The 20,273-nt window shown below is 31.6% G+C and carries 18 protein-coding genes; 7 read left to right on the top strand and 11 right to left on the bottom strand.

Annotated elements, in window-relative coordinates:
• Positions 1-21: 21 nt before the first annotated feature.
• Positions 22-1,596 carry a putative bifunctional diguanylate cyclase/phosphodiesterase gene (locus tag EW093_RS11475; RefSeq protein ID WP_149568545.1) on the top strand — a complete coding sequence of 525 codons (1,575 nt, stop codon included), beginning with the start codon at positions 22-24 and terminating at the stop codon, positions 1,594-1,596.
• Here the strand turns inward: EW093_RS11475 and paeA are convergent.
• Positions 1,571-2,854, bottom strand: a complete 1,284-nt coding sequence (paeA, locus tag EW093_RS11470; protein WP_149568544.1) for a polyamine export protein PaeA — start codon at positions 2,852-2,854, stop codon at positions 1,571-1,573. The two genes, EW093_RS11475 and paeA, sit on opposite strands and share 26 nt — an antisense overlap.
• Before the next feature lie 73 nt (positions 2,855-2,927).
• Positions 2,928-4,649, bottom strand: a complete 1,722-nt coding sequence (locus EW093_RS11465; RefSeq protein ID WP_149568543.1) for an EAL domain-containing protein — start codon at positions 4,647-4,649, stop codon at positions 2,928-2,930.
• Between the two features lie 96 nt (positions 4,650-4,745).
• Between EW093_RS11465 and EW093_RS11460 the strand changes: the two genes are divergently transcribed.
• The 3 genes from EW093_RS11460 (at position 4,746) to EW093_RS11450 (ending at position 7,291) form a co-directional block, all read left to right on the top strand.
• Positions 4,746-5,615, top strand: a complete 870-nt coding sequence (locus tag EW093_RS11460) for a LysR family transcriptional regulator (protein ID WP_149568542.1) — start codon at positions 4,746-4,748, stop codon at positions 5,613-5,615.
• A gap of 69 nt (positions 5,616-5,684) precedes the next feature.
• Entirely contained in the window at positions 5,685-6,590 is a 906-nt protein-coding gene (locus EW093_RS11455) for a YeiH family protein (protein WP_149568541.1), read from the top strand.
• Positions 6,591-6,646: 56 nt separating this feature from the next.
• Positions 6,647-7,291, top strand: coding sequence for a flavin reductase (locus tag EW093_RS11450; protein WP_149568540.1), 645 nt, complete (start codon positions 6,647-6,649; stop codon positions 7,289-7,291).
• Positions 7,292-7,301: 10 nt separating this feature from the next.
• Here the strand turns inward: EW093_RS11450 and EW093_RS11445 are convergent, their stop codons facing one another.
• The 6 genes from EW093_RS11445 to EW093_RS11420 form a co-directional block, all read right to left on the bottom strand.
• Entirely contained in the window at positions 7,302-8,042 is a 741-nt protein-coding gene (locus tag EW093_RS11445) for a hypothetical protein (RefSeq protein WP_149568539.1), read from the bottom strand.
• Between the two features lie 2 nt (positions 8,043-8,044).
• Positions 8,045-8,740 carry a potassium channel family protein gene (locus EW093_RS11440; RefSeq protein WP_149568538.1) on the bottom strand — a complete coding sequence of 232 codons (696 nt, stop codon included), beginning with the start codon at positions 8,738-8,740 and terminating at the stop codon, positions 8,045-8,047.
• Between the two features lie 619 nt (positions 8,741-9,359).
• Positions 9,360-10,163: a mechanosensitive ion channel family protein gene (locus EW093_RS11435; protein WP_149568537.1), complete on the bottom strand. Its 804-nt coding sequence runs from the start codon at positions 10,161-10,163 to the stop codon at positions 9,360-9,362.
• Between the two features lies 1 nt (position 10,164).
• Positions 10,165-10,905 (bottom strand): DUF432 domain-containing protein, encoded by a 741-nt coding sequence (locus EW093_RS11430; RefSeq protein WP_187759688.1) that lies wholly within the window; start codon positions 10,903-10,905, stop codon positions 10,165-10,167.
• An 11-nt stretch (positions 10,906-10,916) separates the two neighbouring features.
• Positions 10,917-12,722, bottom strand: coding sequence for a DegV family protein (locus EW093_RS11425; RefSeq protein WP_187759687.1), 1,806 nt, complete (start codon positions 12,720-12,722; stop codon positions 10,917-10,919).
• Between the two features lies 1 nt (position 12,723).
• Entirely contained in the window at positions 12,724-13,248 is a 525-nt protein-coding gene (locus EW093_RS11420; protein WP_149568534.1) for a lipocalin family protein, read from the bottom strand.
• Positions 13,249-13,348: 100 nt separating this feature from the next.
• Between EW093_RS11420 and EW093_RS11415 the strand changes: the two genes are divergently transcribed.
• The 3 genes from EW093_RS11415 to plsY are packed head-to-tail and all read left to right on the top strand — an operon-like array spanning position 13,349 to position 15,464.
• Complete coding sequence (locus EW093_RS11415; protein WP_149568533.1) at positions 13,349-14,059, top strand: hypothetical protein; 711 nt, start codon at positions 13,349-13,351, stop codon at positions 14,057-14,059.
• Complete coding sequence (locus EW093_RS11410; protein ID WP_149568532.1) at positions 14,056-14,850, top strand: DUF1295 domain-containing protein; 795 nt, start codon at positions 14,056-14,058, stop codon at positions 14,848-14,850. Before EW093_RS11415 ends, EW093_RS11410 begins: the two co-directional genes overlap by 4 nt.
• Complete coding sequence (gene plsY, locus EW093_RS11405) at positions 14,847-15,464, top strand: glycerol-3-phosphate 1-O-acyltransferase PlsY (protein ID WP_149568531.1); 618 nt, start codon at positions 14,847-14,849, stop codon at positions 15,462-15,464. Before EW093_RS11410 ends, plsY begins: the two co-directional genes overlap by 4 nt.
• Here plsY and EW093_RS11400 read toward each other — a convergent pair.
• From EW093_RS11400 to EW093_RS11390, 3 genes are all read right to left on the bottom strand, one after another.
• On the bottom strand, positions 15,448-16,587 hold the full coding sequence (locus EW093_RS11400; RefSeq protein WP_246745030.1) for a 30S ribosomal protein S1: 1,140 nt from the start codon (positions 16,585-16,587) through the stop codon (positions 15,448-15,450). The two genes, plsY and EW093_RS11400, sit on opposite strands and share 17 nt — an antisense overlap.
• A 77-nt stretch (positions 16,588-16,664) precedes the next feature.
• Complete coding sequence (locus EW093_RS11395; protein ID WP_149568530.1) at positions 16,665-17,369, bottom strand: glycerophosphodiester phosphodiesterase; 705 nt, start codon at positions 17,367-17,369, stop codon at positions 16,665-16,667.
• Between the two features lie 80 nt (positions 17,370-17,449).
• A complete protein-coding gene (locus tag EW093_RS11390) occupies positions 17,450-20,215 on the bottom strand; it encodes a glycoside hydrolase family 3 protein (protein ID WP_149568529.1) in 2,766 nt (921 codons plus the stop codon).
• Positions 20,216-20,273: the final 58 nt, after the last annotated feature.

Raw genomic sequence — 20,273 nt, 5'->3', positions numbered from 1 at the left:
ATAATAATACTGATAACAGGAGTGATAGTAAGTGGTGGTGGAAGATTTGGTCTATCTTCCCTATATTTTATCGCCGCATTTAGTATTTTTTTCCTAATCTTAGACTACACAACAGGAGTAATTCTTCCAATATATTACTTAATTGCGATGACACTAAGATTGAAATTTGGTAGTTTTACACCTGAATCAATTTTCTTCAATCCTACGTTAAGAAGTAGATTTTCAATTGTACTTATTCTAGGAACAGTTTTTGGGATACTAGGCAGTATTACTATAAATATACTAATAAAACATCTAAGTAATTTGGCTTTCAATGATAGTAAAACAGGACTTCCTAACTCACAAAAGTTTAAAGAGACATTCAATGACATAATAAACCACTGTAATTTAGGAGTAGATCAATGTGTACTGGTTGGAATACGAATAATAAACCTTGAACGTATATATGCAAACCTAGGTCTCTATATGGGGGATAAAATACTCTTAGAGATTGTAAAAAGATTAAAATTTGAACAATTTAAACTTTTGGCTCGATGGAATGAGTCTATTTTTATGGGAGTATTTCCAGCTTCAGACATTTTGGAACTTGAGGAAAAAACTAAGGATCTGCATAAAAAACTAGAATTAAATTACGAAGTGGAGGGAATATCTAGATCTGTACAATTTATTTTAGCCTTATCAAGATATCCAAATGATGGATTAAGCTCTGACAGTATAATAAAAAATGTTATAACTCTGCTTGTTTCTAAAAATAAAAACCATGGAGACATAATCTACTTTGATGAACATAAAATGCAAAAAGAACAGTACCGATTCTCATTAAATGATGCATTAATAACTAGTAATTTTGATAAGGATTTTAGTTTAGTTTATCAGCCTAAAATAAGAATGAGTGATAGGAAATGCATAGGAGCAGAAGTTCTTTTAAGATGGAGACATACTGATCTAGGGCTTGTGTCTCCTGAAGAATTTATTCCAATAGCAGAAGAAGGAGGTAAAATAAAAAGAATAACAAGGTGGGTTATAGAAACTACATTTGATAATATACATAATAATATTGTTGAACTAAATAAATATAAAATTCCTATAAGCTTTGCTATAAATTTATCTGTTTTAGATTTAAAAGACCCAAATACAATCCCATATATAAACAAAATGGTTAGAAAATATAATATAAACCCTAAACAAATAGAGTTTGAAGTTACTGAGAGTATACAGGCAGACCAAGACCCCTCTATACAAAACTCTTTAAAAACCTTTCACAATATGGGGTTTAAAATTGCAATCGATGATTTTGGTACTGGGTATTCAAGCTTAAGTTATCTACATAATCTACATGTTAACAACTTAAAAATTGATAAAAGTTTTGTAGAACTAATAAATACAGGGGATAAGAGTGTTAATTATCCTGTAGTAGATACTATTATTTCCCTAGCTCAATCTATGCATTTAGAAGTTATAGCAGAAGGGATTGAGACAGAGGAACAGTTTAACTATTTAAAGAGACGTGGATGCACTACTGGTCAGGGATGGTTATTTAGTAAGGGGATACCACTTAGGGAGTTTCTGACTAAACTATCAGGTGGTCCTTTTTAATAACTAAAAGTTGGTCAATTTTAAAGTTATCTACATCTACTACTTCAAAACTGTAGTTTAGATACTCTACAGAAGCGCCCTTTTTAGGTATATTTTTTAACATATAAAACATAAAACCCGCTATAGTTTCATAGGTATCTTCCTCTGTAAAATTGTCGATATTTAGTGCTTTTTTTACATCTTCAATAGGAGTTAATCCATCGATTAACCAGGAGTTATTATCCCTTTTAATTATATACTCTTCCTGGTTTAACGGATCAAGATCACCCATAAGTGTTGAGATCACATCCTGAAGGGTTATTAGTCCAACAACATGGCCATATTCATTTAATATTACAGCGAAATTTTCCATTGTAGCATTAAACCTATCAAGCATTTCAGACAGGGAGAGGGTATTTGGAATTATTAAAAGACTTCTGTTAGTAATCTCTTTAAGGTTTTTGAGGTTAGAAAACTCTCCCTTTAAAAACTTTGATAATAGAAATTTAGAATCAACATAACCATAGATAGAATCTATACTATCTTCACATACAAGAAACCTTGAGTGGGGATCTTTTTCAATTTTTTCCTTTATATCCTCTTCACTATCAGTTAATTTAAAATATACTATTTCATCCCTTGTAGTCATAGCTGAGGAGACCCATCTCTCCTCTAACTCAAAAACATTTTGTATAAATGACTGCTCCTGGGTCTTTACAGTTCCAGCTTGGGCACCTGCATTTACAATAGCGATTATATCATCGTATGTTATATTATCTTCCCTAGAGTAGGATAGTTTAAAGATTTTAAAAACCAAATTTGCTAAACTGTTAAAAATTAGAATTACAGGGTATAAAACTTTGTTAACAAAAACCATCTTGTTAACAAGTAGAAGAGCAACTTTCTCAGGATATATCATGGCAATTCTTTTAGGAATTAAATCTGCAAACTCAATAAAAACACCAGTTACAAAGATAAATGAGATTAAAAATATAATCGTCTCATTATCTATATAATTTTTAAGGTATGGAGAGAAGATGCCGTCCCCAATAATACCTGCAAGAAGGGCTACAATATTCATTCCAATTTGCACTGATGTAAAAAAATTCCCAGGACTATCCTGTAGATCTAAAACTTTTCTAGCTTTTTTATCACCACTTTCTGCCATCAACTGTAGTTTAATCTTCCTTGCTCCAGCAAGGGAGATCTCCGCCATAGAAAAAAATGAACTAATTACAATTAAACCCCAAATATATAATAATCTTACAGTTACACTCACTTCTTTTCTCCTAAGACATTTTTTATACTAACTGAGAAAAAAGCAAGTATTAAATACTTCTTTTAGTAAGAATCTACAAAATATATGGTTTTGGTTTTCCGTAAAGAAATCCTTGAGCAAAATCCACTCCTAGTTCTTTAACAATATTAGATATTTCATTGTTGTGGACATATTCTGCTATAGTCTTAATACCCATATCTTTTGCCAAAGAGATGATACCCTTTGTTATTATGTAGGACTTTTTATCACTATCTAGACTCTTTATTAGAGATGCATCAATTTTTAAATAGTCTGCCTTAAGTTCCAAAAGATAAGCAAAGTTTGAGTAACCTGATCCAAAATCGTCTATGGCGATTTTACAGCCATAGGATTTGACCACATTGATAAAATTAACAACAATCGACATATCCTCCACTTCTTTTGTCTCTAAAATTTCAAAGGTCACAAACTGGGCGATGTTATATTTTTTAAGCATAAATATTATGTAATCTGTAGTCTCTATATCTGTTAAGTCATCATTATCTAAATTAATAGAAAAGTTACTTTTTTTATCTTTAAAGTATTCAAATGTAGCCTCTATCATTAAAAATGTAATATTTTTATACTGCTTTATCTCCTTGGATATTCCTAAGAACTCATTTGGATAACAGATTGAACCCCTGTTTTTTAATCTTACTAAAGCCTCGTATTTATATATTGAGTCATCCTTTAAGGATATTATAGGTTGGAACTCTGGAAATATTGCACTGTTTTCTACACCCTTCTTAATTTTAATTGCAGCAGTCTGATTATATATATAACTATTAACTAAGGGGTTAACATCACTATATAGGACTACATCTTTATTTAACTCCTTAGCCTGCTTTAGAGCCATGTCTGCATTCTCTAATGATACGTTGAATCCATGGCTTATACCGATGCTAAAAGTTGGATATATCTCTAATTGATCAATATCAATTTTATTATTAATTTTATTAATTAACCCATGGGAAAAATCAACAACAAAGTTTTGGGATATATCTTTATTGATTAATAAACAGAACTCATCCGCATGTAATTTATACAACTTATAGTTTTCTAAATTTAAACACAGAGAATGTATCCTTCTACTTATTTTATAAATTAATTTATCTCCAATATCTGTTCCATATAGGCTATTTATTTTTTTAAACCCATCCATATTAATAAGTATTAATCCATAAATATTTGACTCTTTTATATCCCTTAACATAGAGACTCTATTTGGTAATTTGACAAACTTATTATAGTATAACTGATAGTTTAGACTCTCTCTAAATCGGTTAACAGCCATTGCGTAGACCCAAGTAGATATTGATATAATAATAAATACTGTTAACTGTTCAATGTTTAGTCTTACAAAAACTATATCAAGATTAATATCAATAATAGTTTTAATTAAAAGCGCTGTTAAATATAGTGATAAAATTATTATACTTTTTTTTACAGTTTGAGTATAAAAAACAAATAGTGGAATTAAAAGAGCCCACATCCTACCAATCTTATTAGCATCATCCCTAATAAACATCAACAAAAGACAGAGGGATATATATCCAAATACAGATAAAATTAATTTATGATATATACGGTTTCTCTTTATTATATATCTAGTATCAATAGATACAAGAATTAGGCTAAGACAACATATAAAACCAGTTATAATATCACCTATAATTAAATTTGATAAGGTATAATATATTAAGCTAAGACTGCAAACAAGAAGTACATTTCTTATATGTTTTACTCCTTTTACAGACTTCATCTCTTCTTCAATCATTACTTTATGTTATACTAGTTATTTTAATCCTGCTACTAATTTCCACTGGAAACTTTTTCAAGCAAATGCAGGGAGTTTTTTTATTTAGGATTTATCATGGATTTTAGAGACTTAGTTTTTTTATCAGTTGCAGAGTTTAGAAGTTTTACAAAGGCTTCAAAAGAGTTATATATTTCCCAACCAGCTGTAACTAAACATATTAAAGAGTTGGAAGAGAGTCTAGGCTGTAAACTCTTTAATAGAAATGGTCCCAACATAACTCTAACAGAAGAGGGAAAGACAACCTACTTTCATCTAAACAAAATAAAAAGAGATTACAGAGAGTTATATAACAACTTAACTCCTGTAGGAGAAACAACCAAGTCTGAAATAAATATTGGTTGTAGTACTACAGTATCCAACTATATTATCCCAGGAATATTAGCAGATTACGCTATGGGAAATAAGGGCGTTAGGCTTAACATGCTCTCTGGTAACTCCTTAGATATTGAAAAAAAACTATTAAATAATGTAATAGATCTAATACTAGTAGAGAACTCATCATCATCTTCAGGGATTACATATTTAAACTATTTAGAGGATGAGATAATTGCAGTTTGTGGAAGGGGAACTCTATACTCGAAACAGAGGTCGATTTCAAAAAATGAGATAAAGACGATTCCAATAATTACTAGAGAGTCAGGATCTGGGACCCTAGAAGTAATAAACAATGAGATCCAGGATAAGTTTAATATTCAACACACCATAGGTTCATCCGAGGGGATAAAGAGATTTCTTAAAAACTTTAACGGATTAGCACTAATATCTAACAAAGCTGTAACTTATGAACTAAATAGAGGTGAATTAGTAAAAATTGATATTGATGGATTAAAAATAAAAAGAAGCATAAGAATTGGATACAGAAAAGGACACCTACCTCCTACTATAAAAAGGTTAATTGATTTTATTAGACACTATAACTTTTAGTTATTGCTAATAACTATTTATCATTTCTATTAATTATAATTATACTATATTGTAATCCAAGGAGATTACATGAAACTAAATAGAAATAAGATAATAACAGCATTGATACTAATATTATGTTTTACACCCTTAATAAATAGCTCCCTAGCTCTCTTTTTAGGAATTTTAGCCTCAGTATTTGGGATAAAATCATCCCTATCTAAATATAAGGGTCAACTATTAAAAATATCCATTGTCCTAATGGGTTTTGGTATGAATCTTGAACAGGTAGTATCTGCATCAAAATCGGGATTTATATACACTACAATATCAGTTTTATCAGTAATGATATTGGGGCTTATGATAGGAAGAGTACTAAAAGTAGATAAAAATACATCCATATTAATTTCAAGTGGGACAGCAATATGTGGAGGTAGTGCTATTGCCGCTGTATCATCTGTTATTAACGCTGAAGATAACCAAATATCATTCTCTTTAATTGTTGTTTTTGTATTAAACGCTATTGCTCTTTTTATATTCCCAGTTATTGGACATTTTTTTAACCTAGATCAGATAACATTTGGAAATTGGGCAGCTATAGCAATCCACGATACAAGCTCTGTAGTTGGTGCTGGGGCATCCTATGGAGATAAGGCCTTAGAAGTAGCAACCACTGTAAAACTTATTAGAGCCCTATGGATAATTCCCCTATCATTAGTAATATCCCTTTTTAATAAAAATTCAGGGAAAATTCAGATCCCATGGTTTATTTTAATATTCGTAGTAGCAATTATGACAAGTCACTTTATTCCTAGTGGACACTCCCTATTCCTAAAGTTTAATCAGTTAGGTAAAAAAGGTATGGTAATTGCGCTATTTTTTATTGGATCTGGCCTATCTATGGAGAATATTAAAGAGGCTGGTTTAAAGAGTTTTATCCAAGGAATTTCCCTATGGCTAATTACAGGAGTTATTTCCCTAATTTTATTAACTTAATTATATTTCTTTCTTTGTATAGGAAGTTAGATTATTATTTTATAAAGGAGATATAAATGAATAATCTAGCATTCCACAGACTCAGTTACGGTATATATGTTTTAACAACCCAATTAGATGGAAAACCATTTGGGTGTATAATAAATACAGCATTTCAAATTACATCGGCTCCACCAAGAATAGCGGTTAGTTGTAACAAGGATAACTATACCCATGATAAAATTTCTAATGCAAAGATGTTTGCTTTATCAGTTTTAACAGAGGAGTCCTCCCAGGATCTTATTGGAACATTTGGTTATAATTCAGGAAGGGATATAGATAAGTTCAAAAGTTATGAATTTACCCAAGGTGATAAACTATCCCTACCCCTTTTTACAGATGAATCTATTGCAACTTTTGAATGTAAATTAGTAGAGAGTCTTGAGGTTGGGACCCATACTATATTTATTGGTGAGGTTATAGATTGTAATGTATTAAGTAACAGTTCAAATGAGATGACATATAAGTATTTCCATGAGGTAAGAAAGGCTGTTGCCCCTAAAAATGCTCCAACCTATATTGAGGTTGAAAAAAACAGAGATCTTTACGAGTGTTCACTATGCAAATACGTTTATGATGAGGATGTTCCATTTGATGAACTACCTGACGATTGGGTCTGCCCTGTATGTGGAGCAACAAAGGATTTATTTGAGAAAACCTAGTTATTCCCACCTACTCCTTCTTTTTAAACCTAGAAATGAATTTATTAAAGCTCCCTTTATTATTAATAATATCGTGGGGCTTATTAATCTTTTTTATTTCTGAATCTAATTCCCAAAGACAAAAGGATACTAGGTTATCTCTGCCAAATATTGGATTAGCTGTTATTCCTTTAAAGGCTTCATCCTGCCATATACTCTTATTTCCCTCCATTAGATTTATAGCAGACTCTAGGGGGAGATCAATAATTACATCTGTGATTTTATAGGCATTAGCCTCAATTTTTTCCCTTAAATGGCTACTAAAATAGAGTATTTTACCACTTACATCAGTTATTATTACTGGGGATTTAAAGCCAAAAGCCAATCTAGATACTAAGTTATTTAGCGCTATAATTCTGTTTGCTCTTAACTCAACAATCTCATTTTGATTATGGAGTAGGATCTCAATCTCTCGACCAATACTTCCCATGCCGTTTAGTATCTTATCAACCTTAGGATGGGAAAGCTCGCCAATTGTTGATACACGTCTAATATTATAAATAACCTTCTTGTGGGATTGATAAAGGGAGATAAAAGAGAACACCTGAACCAATAGGGCTATTATTCCCCAGAAGAGGATATTTTGACTATCTATAGAGAAATTTAAATTGTCGAATCCTTTAATAGATAGAACAACTAAAAGTAACATAGTAGTTGAGAGTAGAATTAACAGAGTAGAAAATATAAACTTTTTGCCACTTAATAAAATCATAACTATACCTCGATACTGCTACTAAATTTTTCTATATCAGTAGTAGCTCCACTAACTAAAAGAATATCACCATCTAAAAATTTATCAACATCTTCTATATATAGGAAAAGCTCCTCCCTAATACTGTTACCATCACTATCAAGTTTGGTTAATACTCTTCTAATTGCCATAATCCTAATACTAAATTTGTCCTTTAAATCTAAATCCCCAACCTTAAGATCTATAAAGTTTTTAGGAAGATTAATCTCCGATAGTATTACGTTTTTTGATAAAATGACTTTTTTTAATACTGATGGGTTTATTAAATTTAAAGCGACACTACGCCCCTCATCCTCTTCAATATTTATAACTTCATCGGCGCCTAGTTTTTTTAATACCCTGTAGTGGGTTTTATTAACAGCCCTAGCAATTACATAAGGAACCCCAATCTGTTTAAGTAGAGTTGTAGTTAAGATACTAGCCTCTATATTGTCCCCTATAGCAACTATAGCCGCATCTACATGGTCTAGGGGAGCATCATCAATAGTCTCATCATCGGTTGTATCTAAAAGTATAGCCTGTGTTACAAAATCCTTAACTTTATTTACTTGGTCAGGGCTGTTATCTATAGCAATAACCTCCCCACCCTTTTCGATTAAAACTTCACATACTTTTCTACCAAATAAACCTAAACCGATTACAGCAAAAGTTTTTACCATTTAATACTCCTATCCTACAAGAATTTTAGCTTCTGGGTAAGAAATCCTAGAGACTCTAGCTTTTCTAGATGAAGCTGTTAAAAGTGTTAGTGGTCCTATACGACCAAAAAACATCAAAATAATAATAGATAATTTCCCAATTATAGTTAATGAAGATGTTATACCAGTAGACAACTAATACAAAACTTAAAACCACCGTCTGTGCTGGTTTAGAAAATATTGAGTTTAAAAAGGTAGTCAATTTTTTAATTCTACCAAAAACCTTTAATATTAACAGAATATTCCTTACAACTAATATAAATGTATAACCTCGAAATGAAGAGTTTAAATTTAGGTATAAAGAGTACCGATTTAAAAGAAAGAATAATAAATAAACTAAAACAAAAACGAATAGGAATTTATTATTCTTTAAAAAATGTTTCTTTATAGGACTATTCTTATAGGTTAATAAGAATTCAAAGAGTAAAAATATTACTAATAATATATCTATAGATGATGTAACCCACCTATATTGTATAGGTAGTGTTACTTGAAGTTCTAGGAATAGACTCACAACTCCTAGTCCTAGAATCAAAAATAGCAAGACTCGCTTCAATTTAATTCCTATATACTTATAATTTTATTTATTGTGTATTACTAACTGATTAAAAGGTATTTCAATATTATTCTCTCTAAATTTTTCTATTATCTCTAACATTAATCCATTTTTTACAACTTGAAAGTTCTCTTTTTGAAACCAAACTCCTAATAAAATTACAATTGAGGATTCAGAGAAACCTTTCACTACTAAATATGGTTTTGGCTCATCTAAATATAACTCACCCTTTGTTGCAATATCCTCTAAAAGGGATAAAACACCTTTTAAATCCTCATTATATGAGACTGATATCTCTAAATCTAATCGTCTTATTGGGAACCTTGTAATATTTGTTATCTCACTGGATATTAGTGTCTCATTAGGTATTCTTATTAACTTGTTATCAAATGTTTTAAGCATAATAGATAGAAGCTCTACGGCATATACAGTTCCTACGTTTTCACCAATTTTTAAAACATCTCCAATTTCAAAGCTCTTCTCTGTTATCATAAAAAAACCACTTATAATATTTCCAAGACTCTTTTGGGATGCAATACCTATAGCTATACCAAAAACACCTGCAGCACCTAGAATTGTTGCAAGGGATATTCCTATTTGACCTAATATAATTAAGAAGAGGATCGAGAATCCTAGATAGTTACTCAGCTTATTAAATAACATTATAAACTGTTTGCTTTTAGGTTTAATAAAAAACTTATTAATTATTAGCTTAAAGAGTTTAAGTATAAATAGACCTACAAAAAAAGTTATAACTACAAATAATATTTTCTGAAGGTCAAGGTTTTTAAAAAACTCAATGTTTTGTAAAGACTTTGTTATATTCATATTAAGTATTATATATGTTTTTAATAAAATAGAAACTCTTTCTTAATAAACTACTATCTATGCTCTCCCTGGCCTCTCCAACTAATTTTAAGGGGAAACCTGTGTTAGGAGGGAGTTTTTTTATTGTCATCTGGTTACTAACATCCCGGCCAATATAGTTTATTGCCTGGGGGTTACTAAAATAGATGCCTTCCCCCTCATAAATATTAAAATTAGGAACTCTTAAAATCATTCTCTCAAAATTCATAACTGTAGATGTTTTATTAGTAATGGATATTTTGCAATAAACACTTCTGTTGTTTACGTTATATTCTGTATAATTATAAAATAGATCACTCTCTAGGGAGTAGGATATTTCACCTGTCTCAGGATCCCCTAAATAACTTTTAGATAACTTTGTAAGGGGCATCTCATATAAAAGATCTTTACTATTTTTATTACCACTGTAAATAGAAAGATAGAGGGGTACTTGTACAAATGCAGACAACTTTTTTTTAGGAAGTATAGATAGATTACTCTTACACCTTATAATTACAGGAAGGTTTGGAAAGGATGGTTTTATATAGAGACTATCACTCTCTTGAACAATAAAACGGTGGTTATATATCTCTATAGAGTTCTCTACTATTTTTATATTTACAGTTCCACCATCCTTATCTATAACTAGATCCTTATTCTCATTTAAATTAACAATAAGGGATTTATCATCTACCCTTCCCCACTTAATATCAGATTTTCCCACAAAAGCTCCATCTATTCATTCTCAAGAATACTAAGAGCTATAGCTCCCTTCCCTGAATGCATTCCTACAATAGAAGATATAGAGGAGATATAATCCGGATCTATACCTAAAACATTTTTAACAACTCTAGAAAATGTTTCAGCACTCTCTAGGTCATCTGCATGGACTAAGGCATAACTTTTAATACCTTTTTCACTCTCCTTCTCTTTAATTATTTTAATAATTTTTTTCATTAAACCACGTCTAGAGAATGCCTTACCCATTATAGCTCCTTTTCCATTTTCATCCAAGGAAACTATTGGTTTAAGGTTTAGAACAGTAGCAATAAACCCTTTTAAAGGGGAGACTCTCCCACCCTTAACCATATATTTAAAAGTATCTACACTAACATAAATTTTAATTCTACCTTTTATACTGTTTGCAAACTCCTTCAACTCATTAAGATTTGCACCTAAAACAGCCTTTTTTGCGACCTCCTGAACAAGCAATCCCTGGGCAACAGAGTTTAAGCAGGTATTTATAACACTTATTTTATCCCCTTCTGGATTGATTTTAACTGCAACCTTACTCATTAAATTCCAAGTACCACTTAAAAGTTTCCCTACAGGAAGAACAATTATTCCATCATAATTATCTAATAGATATCTATATAGGGTATCTACTTCACTCTCTGATGGTATAGAACTCCCTGGAAAGTCAGAACGAATAACTTGTTCCTTATAAAACTGATCAGAAGTAATAGTTAATCGGTCTAAATACTCTTCATTGCCCCATATAAGTTTTAAGTTCATTAAATGAACCTGGTATTTATCTAGGAGATCCCTAGGAATGTCCGCAATAGAGTCGGTTAATACCGCGATCCTTCCTAACTTACTATTTACAACCTGCTCTTGCCTAAACATATCCTCAGCTTTTTGCTCTAATAACCTTCCCTCATTTTTTACTATTTCAACAACTCTATTTGGGTAATTTGTATGGATATGAACTCTTACCCTATCAACACCTTTTGTAATTACCATAGAGTCACCTAGGGTGGATAGTCTATTTTTAACTCTATCCTTGTCGATCTCTTTGCCCTCTAATAAAACTTCGGTACAGTACCTATAATCAATACTCTTACCCTTTAAGTTATGGGTATGAGGTAAATCAAAGCCTTTAATATTTTTAGATCTCCTTAAACTTAGCTTGAGTTTTGAAGGAAGACTTCCCTTTTTCTGAAAGTAGTCAATGCCTTGAAGGAATGAGACAAAACCCATTGCTCCTGCGTCAATGACGTTATTCTCTCTTAAAATCGCTAATTGATTTTTTGTATTTTCTAAAGCGGTTCTAGCATTGACTAGAGCTTTTTCAAATACATACTCGATATTTTTTACCTCTATACTAATCTCTTCTAGGGTTTTTGCCCAAATGTTTAAAATAGTTAAAATAGTTCCCTCTACAGGTTTCTCTACAGCTTCATAGGCCATTTTAGCAGCTCCTATAGCTGCTTTAGAAAACTCCTGAATTGTTAAAAACTCCTTACCCTTGGTAAAAATAGCTAAACCATTTAAAAACTGGGAAAATATTAAACCAGAATTCCCTCTAGCACTATCTAGGGAGAGTGATGCAATTCTCTCTAAAACCGTAGATGCAGATTTATGGGGCTCTAATCTATAGGCTATAAGGCTTACAGTCCTTACAAGATTGTTCCCTGTATCTCCATCAGCAACTGGAAAAACATTTATCTCATTTATTCTATCCCGATCATCTTCTATCTGATTAAGACCAGATAAAAAGCTATTATAAATCTGGTATCCATTTATTGATAAGTTATCCATACTAAACCCCATCTTGATTCATCAATACAATTTTATCCCTGTCATATCCACGATCAACAGCCCTATTAATTATATCATCTAAAAGTTCATGATCTATTTGGGGAGTTCTTGCCATAATCCATAGGTAGTCATAATTATTTGTTCCTATAACTGTATAACTGTAATTATCATCTAACTCTAATATAAAATAGGGTAGTTTTAATGGCCATAAAGGTCTAACCCTCCATTCGGCATTGGTTTGAGTATTGTATATCCAACCCTTCTGGTACATTACTTTATCTTTTCCACCTTTATTATAGGTGTATTTAACCCTAATAAAACCCTTATCATCTATTGAATAGTTCTCTATACCATTACTTGCATCTTTTTCAAAGATAGTGGGTATTAGGGCAATAACATACCAATCTCCAGAGAATTTATCCATATCTACATATGGAACACTTTTATGAAAGGGTTCTTCACTCCCTTTTCCATAGACAAAAATGGAACTTATTAACATTAAAAAGATTAAATTTAAATTTTTCATACACTCTCCTACATTATAGATCACACTTAAAATATAACGTATTGAAATAATTTTAGCAATAATATTTGACTTTAAAAGTAATAATTACTATTATTACAATATGAAATATCTAATTTTTACATTTATACTATCAATTAACTCTCTAATATTATCACAAAATGAGATAATAACTATGAATGGAACAATTTATAGGGCTAAGACTAATTTCACTGATATTTTATATACTCAGAAAGAGTATGTGAGTGGGAATTATGACAATGGAACTATTAAGCACATATTTTACAACAAGGAAAACAGAGTAAAGGCGTCTGAAGAAGTAAAGATTCTAAATAATCAAATTATAAATTATGATTTCAAAATAGAAGATTTGGATATAATAGGGAATATAAAACAAAGTGATTCAAAAATAGTATTAACAAGTAATATTAATGGAAAAATTAATACAAAAGATTTATATTTAGACAAGGAATTGATAGTAGGTCCAATGTTACCAGGTTATATAAAAGAGAATTTAAGTAAGTTGAAAAACAGGATAGACCTTGAATTTTACATACCTTACTTTAATATGTTAAGAGTGATAGAAATGAAAATTGTGACTGTTAATAATAATGAGAATCAACTTAATGTAGAGATGAAAATTAGAAACCCTATATTAAGCTTTTTGCTACCACCTGTTAAAATGACATTGGATAAAATTACTGGTAATATATTAACTATAAATGGTCCTACTATTTTACCAGACCCATTAAACCCAAATTCTAAAAAAAGTATAAATACAAATATTATATATTATTATGGAGATTTAAAATGATTAGTTACATAAGTTCACACCCATTTATAAGTTCGATACTCTTTAGTGTTGTTATTAACCTTTTTTTCTTTATTATTGCCTTTTCTTTTAAAACAGATAAGGTTACAGATTTATCCTATAGTCTATCCTTTGTTCTACTAGCTCCTCTGCTTCTACTTTCAAGTGGAGCTAATTTTACATCTATTCAGCTAGGTCTCACCTTAGCCATAGTTCTTTGGGGTTTAAGACTAGGATCTTATCTGTTAAAAAGAATCCTAATAACTAAGACCGATGATAGATTTGATGACAAAAGAGATAATCCTGCAAATCTAATAAGGTTCTGGCTTCTTCAGACAGTTGCTGTTTGGTTAATAATGCTACCTTATTCGAAAATTTTAACTTTAAGGGGCGATCATGATATTACCCCTCTTACCATAGTTGGTTTTGTACTTTATCTATTAGGTTTAATAATAGAAGCTGTAAGTGATTCTCAGAAATTTAGATTTAAAAATAGAGAAGAGAACAAAAATAGATGGATGGATAAGGGTTTATGGAAATATTCTAGGCACCCTAATTATTATGGAGAGTTACTTGTATGGTGGGGTCTATTCATAGTTGTTACACCACTACTATCTGGTTTTGGATTTTTAACTATTCTAGGTCCCGTAACTATAACACTCTTACTACTTTTTGTAAGTGGGATACCTCTCCTTGAGAAGAGTGCAGATAAAAAGTATGGGAGCAATAAGGAGTATATAAAATACAAAGAGAGTACTAGCCTACTGATTATCCTACCAAAGAGAAATAGATGATAATAGTTCTAATATTGTTTTTATCCTACCTAATAGGTTCTATATCCTTTGCTATAATATTTGGTTTTGTACTTAAGAAGGTTGACATTAGAACTCTAGGTAGCGGTAATGCTGGAGCTACAAATGTAAAAAGGGTTTTAGGTTGGAGGATAGGATCTATTGTTATGATTCTGGATTTTTTTAAATCCTTTATTCCTATATTGCTTATTGGAAAATTAGAACTATCTTTAGATATTGAAATTATAAGGATTTTAATGCTTCTATGTTTAATTATAGGACATGTGTATCCAATATTTTTCTCTTTTAAAGGTGGAAAGGGGGTAGCTACTGCAGCAGGTGGTATAACAGCACTATTCCCACCAGCTTTTCCATTCTGCCTAGTTATTTTTATAATAACAATATTGCTTACAAGATATGTATCGGTAGCATCCCTAATAACTGCTTGGACGCTACCTATTTACTATTTTATTTATACAATAATAGATAAGGGAACTAGGTCTACACCTATATTACTCTTTTTTATTATTGTAACAATCCTAATAACCATCTTTCATAAAAAGAATATTATTAGGCTATTTAATAGAGAGGAATCTAAGATTACTTCTTCCCCTTAAGTAGGGCAGCAAATGGATTATATGTATCGTTATCATCATCGGAGTCAAAATACTTTTTGTTTAAGTTGTACTCCTCATCTGAAGCGACTTCTTTTAATCCAATTCTTCTCTCTTTAGCATCAATACTTTTTACTTCAACACTAATTTTTTGTCCTACTTTAAAATTATCCTGGGTTATATCTGATATATGTATTAATCCATCAATTCCTGGTTCTAAAGTGACAAATATTCCAAACTTAGTGATTCTTGAAACATCTCCACTATGCCTACTATTCTCTTTATACTTTGTAGTTACTTCATCCCAAGGGTCTTTAATAAGCTGTTTTTTACTTACTGATATTTTTTTATTATCCCAGTCTAGGTTTAAAATTGCGACCTTGATCTCCTGACCAACTGTTAAAAAGTTAGATATATCATCGACCCTGCTTCTACTAATTTCAGAAATTGGTAGTAGTGCTCTTACTCCTTTTACATCTACAAATGCCCCAAACTTCTCTAAGCTAATAACCGTTGCATCCACAGGCATTCCAACTTCTAACTCCTGTTTTAATATGTCAACTTTATCTTCTAACTCTTCTTCTAATAATACTCTAGATGATACCAGGATGTTTCGACCACCCTCTTTATACTCAATAATTTTAAAAGTATGCCTTGTTCCAACTAACACTTCTGGATTTTCGACTCTCTTTAATCCAATCTGAGAAAATGGGCAAAAAACTCTAGTATCACCAATTTTAACATCATAACCACCTTTAATTACAGCTGTTATACTACCCTCTACTGGTATTCCACTCTCATAGGCACTTTTAAGAGACTCTTTTCCTGCTTTATTTCCAGCTATTTTTGTTGTAAAAATCTTATCTCCATTTTTAGCTTCAACAAAGTATGCTTTTATCTTCTCTCCAACTTTTACTTTAATAGCCCCATGCTCATCTAAAAGCTCTTCAGAATCTATTTGCCCCTCACTCTTTCCATCTAACTGTATAAACACACAGCCTCCAGAAATAGCAACAATATCTGCCTCTGTAACTTCTCCAGGTGTAAAAACCTTTATATCTGTAAAACTATTTTCCAATAGGGATGCAAAATCCTCTTCTTTCTCATCAAATTTATTTAAACTCATATATTTTTATTTCTCCTAATGTTAGATCTATAAATATAACACGATACATTTATCAATTGAAAGATGATTAAGATATCCTATATAAAATCCTGGGGATTATTTGAACATATCCCGGAACATCCCCGATTTATAACATATTCAAAGGTCTCTTTATCATTTACAGTCCATGTATAACACTCTTTCTTCATTATTTTTGTAAAGAGAAAAAAAAGTGGTCCTTTAAGTTGTTTATAATGGGGTTTAATTATATCTACATGGGTAAAAAAAACTCCTAACCCTTCCCTTAGGAAAAATGGAACATCCTTATGCCTAGAGTAAATAACCCCAGTTTTTATTCCACTTTTTAGTCTATTAAACTCTTTTATTAATAGAGGATCAAAACTAGAGACGATACAACAACTATCTAGTTTATACTTTTTAATTAAATCTAGAAGTTTACCGGTTAATTCTTTTCTATTTTTTCCCAGGCTTTTAACCTCTATATCATAAAAAACACTACTTCCTAACAGATCAAAGACCTCACTTAAGAGGGGGATTTTATCATCTGCCCCTATAGTTAACTCCTTAATCCTAGAGTACTCTGTATCTGATACAACACAATCGATTCCACTTAATCTTTCGGTATTAAAATCATGAATTACAACAAGCAGATTATCCAAGGTTAGATGCACATCTAACTCTACAGCCTTAACACTATTTTCTAAGATTTTTTTAAAGCCAGAAAGGCTATTTTCTGTTGCTAATGAGGGAATCCCACGATGGCCAAATATTAAATAACTCATGTTAAATATAGTAATTTTATATTGATATTTTTTCAATAAAAATAAACTGAGCTGTACAAAATACAGCTCAGCTTTTTTAACTAATTCTTAGTAAAAACTATATGACCAATCTCTAAACCTGGTTTTGTAAACTTAATATCAATCTGATATAGACCCTTTTCTAAATATACATTTAAATCTTTCTGTCTAACCCAGTTCCCAAATGAACCGTTTAATTGAATATTAGTTATATATTCGTTATTAAGTAGAAGGTTACAGGAGGATTGTGCAGCTGGGTCATTATCATGACACATATAGATAACTAAACTGTACTCTCCCTCCTCATCTACAATAAATGTTTTAGTTCCATCAACTGTAGTATTAAATTTTATCTCTGAATTTGTTTTAAACTCAGCCGTATCCCCAACAGCTGCTGGAACTTTAGTTACAATTGGTTCTTTAATAGGTCTTTCTATAACTTTTGCATCTAGTATAAAATTACATATATTCCTAGCACAACGTTGTAACTCACCTATAGTTAAAACACCACTTTCTACTGATTCACTTAAATCATCACCTAATCCGTTAACTTCTGCACCGTAGTTATTTACAAGCATATAGATATCGTTTTGAGCTCTAACCATTGATGCTGCCTGTTGTATTGAGGGTTCACCTCCATTAACAGGATCATTCATTTTAGCCCACCAGTCAGTCATAACTATACCTTTAAAGCCCCACTCTCCCCTTAGGATTGTTGTATTTAAGTCGTAATTGGAAGCTGTCCATATACCGTTAATAGGATTGTATGCTGTCATTATACTTACAGCTTCACCCTCCTTAACAACCATTTCAAAGGCTTTTAAATGTATCTCCCTTAGTGCCCTTTCAGAGACTACAGAGTCAACAATTGATCTTTTATACTCCTGGTCATTACATGCAAAATGTTTAACTGTTCCAGTTGATCCACCATCTTTAATTCCAAGGGTAACTGCACTTGCCATAAGCCCTGTAAGATATGGATCTTCCGAGAAATATTCAAAGTTTCTACCATTTAATGGGTGTCTATGAATATTAATCCCAGGGCCTAATAGAGAGTCGATCTCATTTAAAACAAGTTCCATACCCTCAAATTTATATAACTCTCGAACCATATCAACATCCCAACTACAAGCTAAAAGTGTTCCAATTGGAAGTTGCATTGCAATCTCACCACTGTCACGTCTAATTCCAGATGGGCCATCTGCACAACACGCAACAGGAATACCTAGTTTTATTAAAGAGTCTCCAACTCCACCAAAAGCTCCAGCAGTACCTGAGGTAACCTTAGGACTACTCATCCCCTCACCTCTAACTATAATTTCAAGCTCTTTTTGTGTTAGTTGGGCTAAAAACTCATCCATTGTACTCTTTTTATTTTTTACATCTATTAGTTTTATGCCCCTATCCCCTGTTATCTCTAGATCCTTAGGTTTTCGACTCTCCATTCTATCCTTTAAGGATATTTGTGACTTAGGTGTTTCCTCGTACTCGAGACTATAAGTTCCATCAGCTTTTTTATCCCCAGGCTTCACTCTTTTAAATGATTCTTGTGGTGCTAAGGCCTCTTCTAACTCTTTAACAACAATATTGTCCTCTAGAATAATCTCTTTATCAAACTCTACTAAATTTAAGTTTCTTACACTATTTCCAAAAAAGAGCCTATAGCCCCCCTTCTCTAAAATATATGAGGATTTATAACCAGTAATCCCACTATCATCATAGGATGCCATACTAGATAGGTCTATTTTAAACTCTAACTCCTGGGTCTCCCCGGGTTTTAGTATTCTACTCTTTTTAAAGGCGATAAGTTCAACTTCTGGTTTACCTAAAACACCCTGGGGAGCAGAGTAGTATAGTTGTACAACCTCTTTCCCTGAATATTTATCTCCACTATTTGTTACAGCGACCCTTACAACAAATTCCTTAGCAGAACCCTCTCCTAATATCTGGGCAGTTAACTGTTTAGTGGTAAAAGAGGTGTATGACAGACCAAAACCAAATGGGAACTGAACTGCATCCTTATTAAAAGTTTCAAAATATCTGTATCCAACATAGATGTCTTCAGCATATATATTACTTATCTCATTACCAAAATTTTTATCAGAGGGATGATCTTCTAATCTATATGATATTGTATCTGTTAACTTACCACTTGGAGTAACATCCCCGGATAATACATCAGCAAGGGCATTACCCCCTTCCATACCTCCCTGCCAGGAGTAGAGAACTGATTTTATACTATTTTTTAAGTTTGAATTTTCTAACCAGCTCATATCAATAGTATTTGATACGTTTAAAACAACAATTACATTGTTAAACAGAGAACAGACCTTGTTTAACATATCTAGTTCATCTTCTGTTAAATAATAACTTCCTGGTTTAGCACCGTTATCCTGGTCTTCCCCAGCAGTTCGCCCAATAATAATGACAGCTTTATTTGAACTACCCTTAGCTGTTTTAACAATATCCTCTGTTAGTCTCATCTCTTTTTGGAACCAGGGTTCAGCAGCCCAGCCACCACCACCATTATCAAAGGGATTCTCTTTTACAAAGTTTGCATATAAGTCTAATAAATATTTATTTGTGTTTATGTTTTTATTTAATTCAAATCCTTCAACAGCATTAACAGTATATGGAACATTAACAGATCCCCCGGAACCAGTTCCACTTCTGTAATAATCAATTTGGCATCTACCAAATAGTGCAACCTCATCACTAGGGATAATAGGCAGTACTTCATCTTCATTTTTTAATAAAACTATACCCTCGGCTGCAGCCTTTCTCGCATAGGATGAAAATCCTTTTATTTCATTTATATAATCTACCATTAGTTTCTCCTGTAAACATAATACGCCTATTTCAAGGATAAGTCCTTGATAAGTTTGC

The organism is Thiospirochaeta perfilievii (assembly GCF_008329945.1).
Lineage (GTDB): Bacteria > Spirochaetota > Spirochaetia > DSM-2461 > DSM-2461 > Thiospirochaeta > Thiospirochaeta perfilievii.
The sequence above is the reverse complement of the archived record's forward strand: the minus strand, read 5'-3'. Positions and strand labels throughout refer to the sequence as shown.

Coding starts and splice junctions, on each gene's coding strand:
- EW093_RS11465 (WP_149568543.1), bottom strand. CDS start 4,649: ATGATTGAAGAAGAGATGAAGTCTGTAAAAGGAGTAAAACATATAAGA.
- EW093_RS11460 (WP_149568542.1), top strand. CDS start 4,746: ATGGATTTTAGAGACTTAGTTTTTTTATCAGTTGCAGAGTTTAGAAGT.
- EW093_RS11455 (WP_149568541.1), top strand. CDS start 5,685: ATGAAACTAAATAGAAATAAGATAATAACAGCATTGATACTAATATTA.
- EW093_RS11450 (WP_149568540.1), top strand. CDS start 6,647: ATGAATAATCTAGCATTCCACAGACTCAGTTACGGTATATATGTTTTA.
- EW093_RS11445 (WP_149568539.1), bottom strand. CDS start 8,042: ATGATTTTATTAAGTGGCAAAAAGTTTATATTTTCTACTCTGTTAATT.
- EW093_RS11440 (WP_149568538.1), bottom strand. CDS start 8,740: ATGGTAAAAACTTTTGCTGTAATCGGTTTAGGTTTATTTGGTAGAAAA.
- EW093_RS11435 (WP_149568537.1), bottom strand. CDS start 10,163: ATGAATATAACAAAGTCTTTACAAAACATTGAGTTTTTTAAAAACCTT.
- EW093_RS11425 (WP_187759687.1), bottom strand. CDS start 12,722: ATGGATAACTTATCAATAAATGGATACCAGATTTATAATAGCTTTTTA.
- EW093_RS11420 (WP_149568534.1), bottom strand. CDS start 13,248: ATGAAAAATTTAAATTTAATCTTTTTAATGTTAATAAGTTCCATTTTT.
- EW093_RS11415 (WP_149568533.1), top strand. CDS start 13,349: ATGAAATATCTAATTTTTACATTTATACTATCAATTAACTCTCTAATA.
- EW093_RS11410 (WP_149568532.1), top strand. CDS start 14,056: ATGATTAGTTACATAAGTTCACACCCATTTATAAGTTCGATACTCTTT.
- plsY (WP_149568531.1), top strand. CDS start 14,847: ATGATAATAGTTCTAATATTGTTTTTATCCTACCTAATAGGTTCTATA.
- EW093_RS11400 (WP_246745030.1), bottom strand. CDS start 16,587: ATGAGTTTAAATAAATTTGATGAGAAAGAAGAGGATTTTGCATCCCTA.
- EW093_RS11395 (WP_149568530.1), bottom strand. CDS start 17,369: ATGAGTTATTTAATATTTGGCCATCGTGGGATTCCCTCATTAGCAACA.
- EW093_RS11390 (WP_149568529.1), bottom strand. CDS start 20,215: ATGGTAGATTATATAAATGAAATAAAAGGATTTTCATCCTATGCGAGA.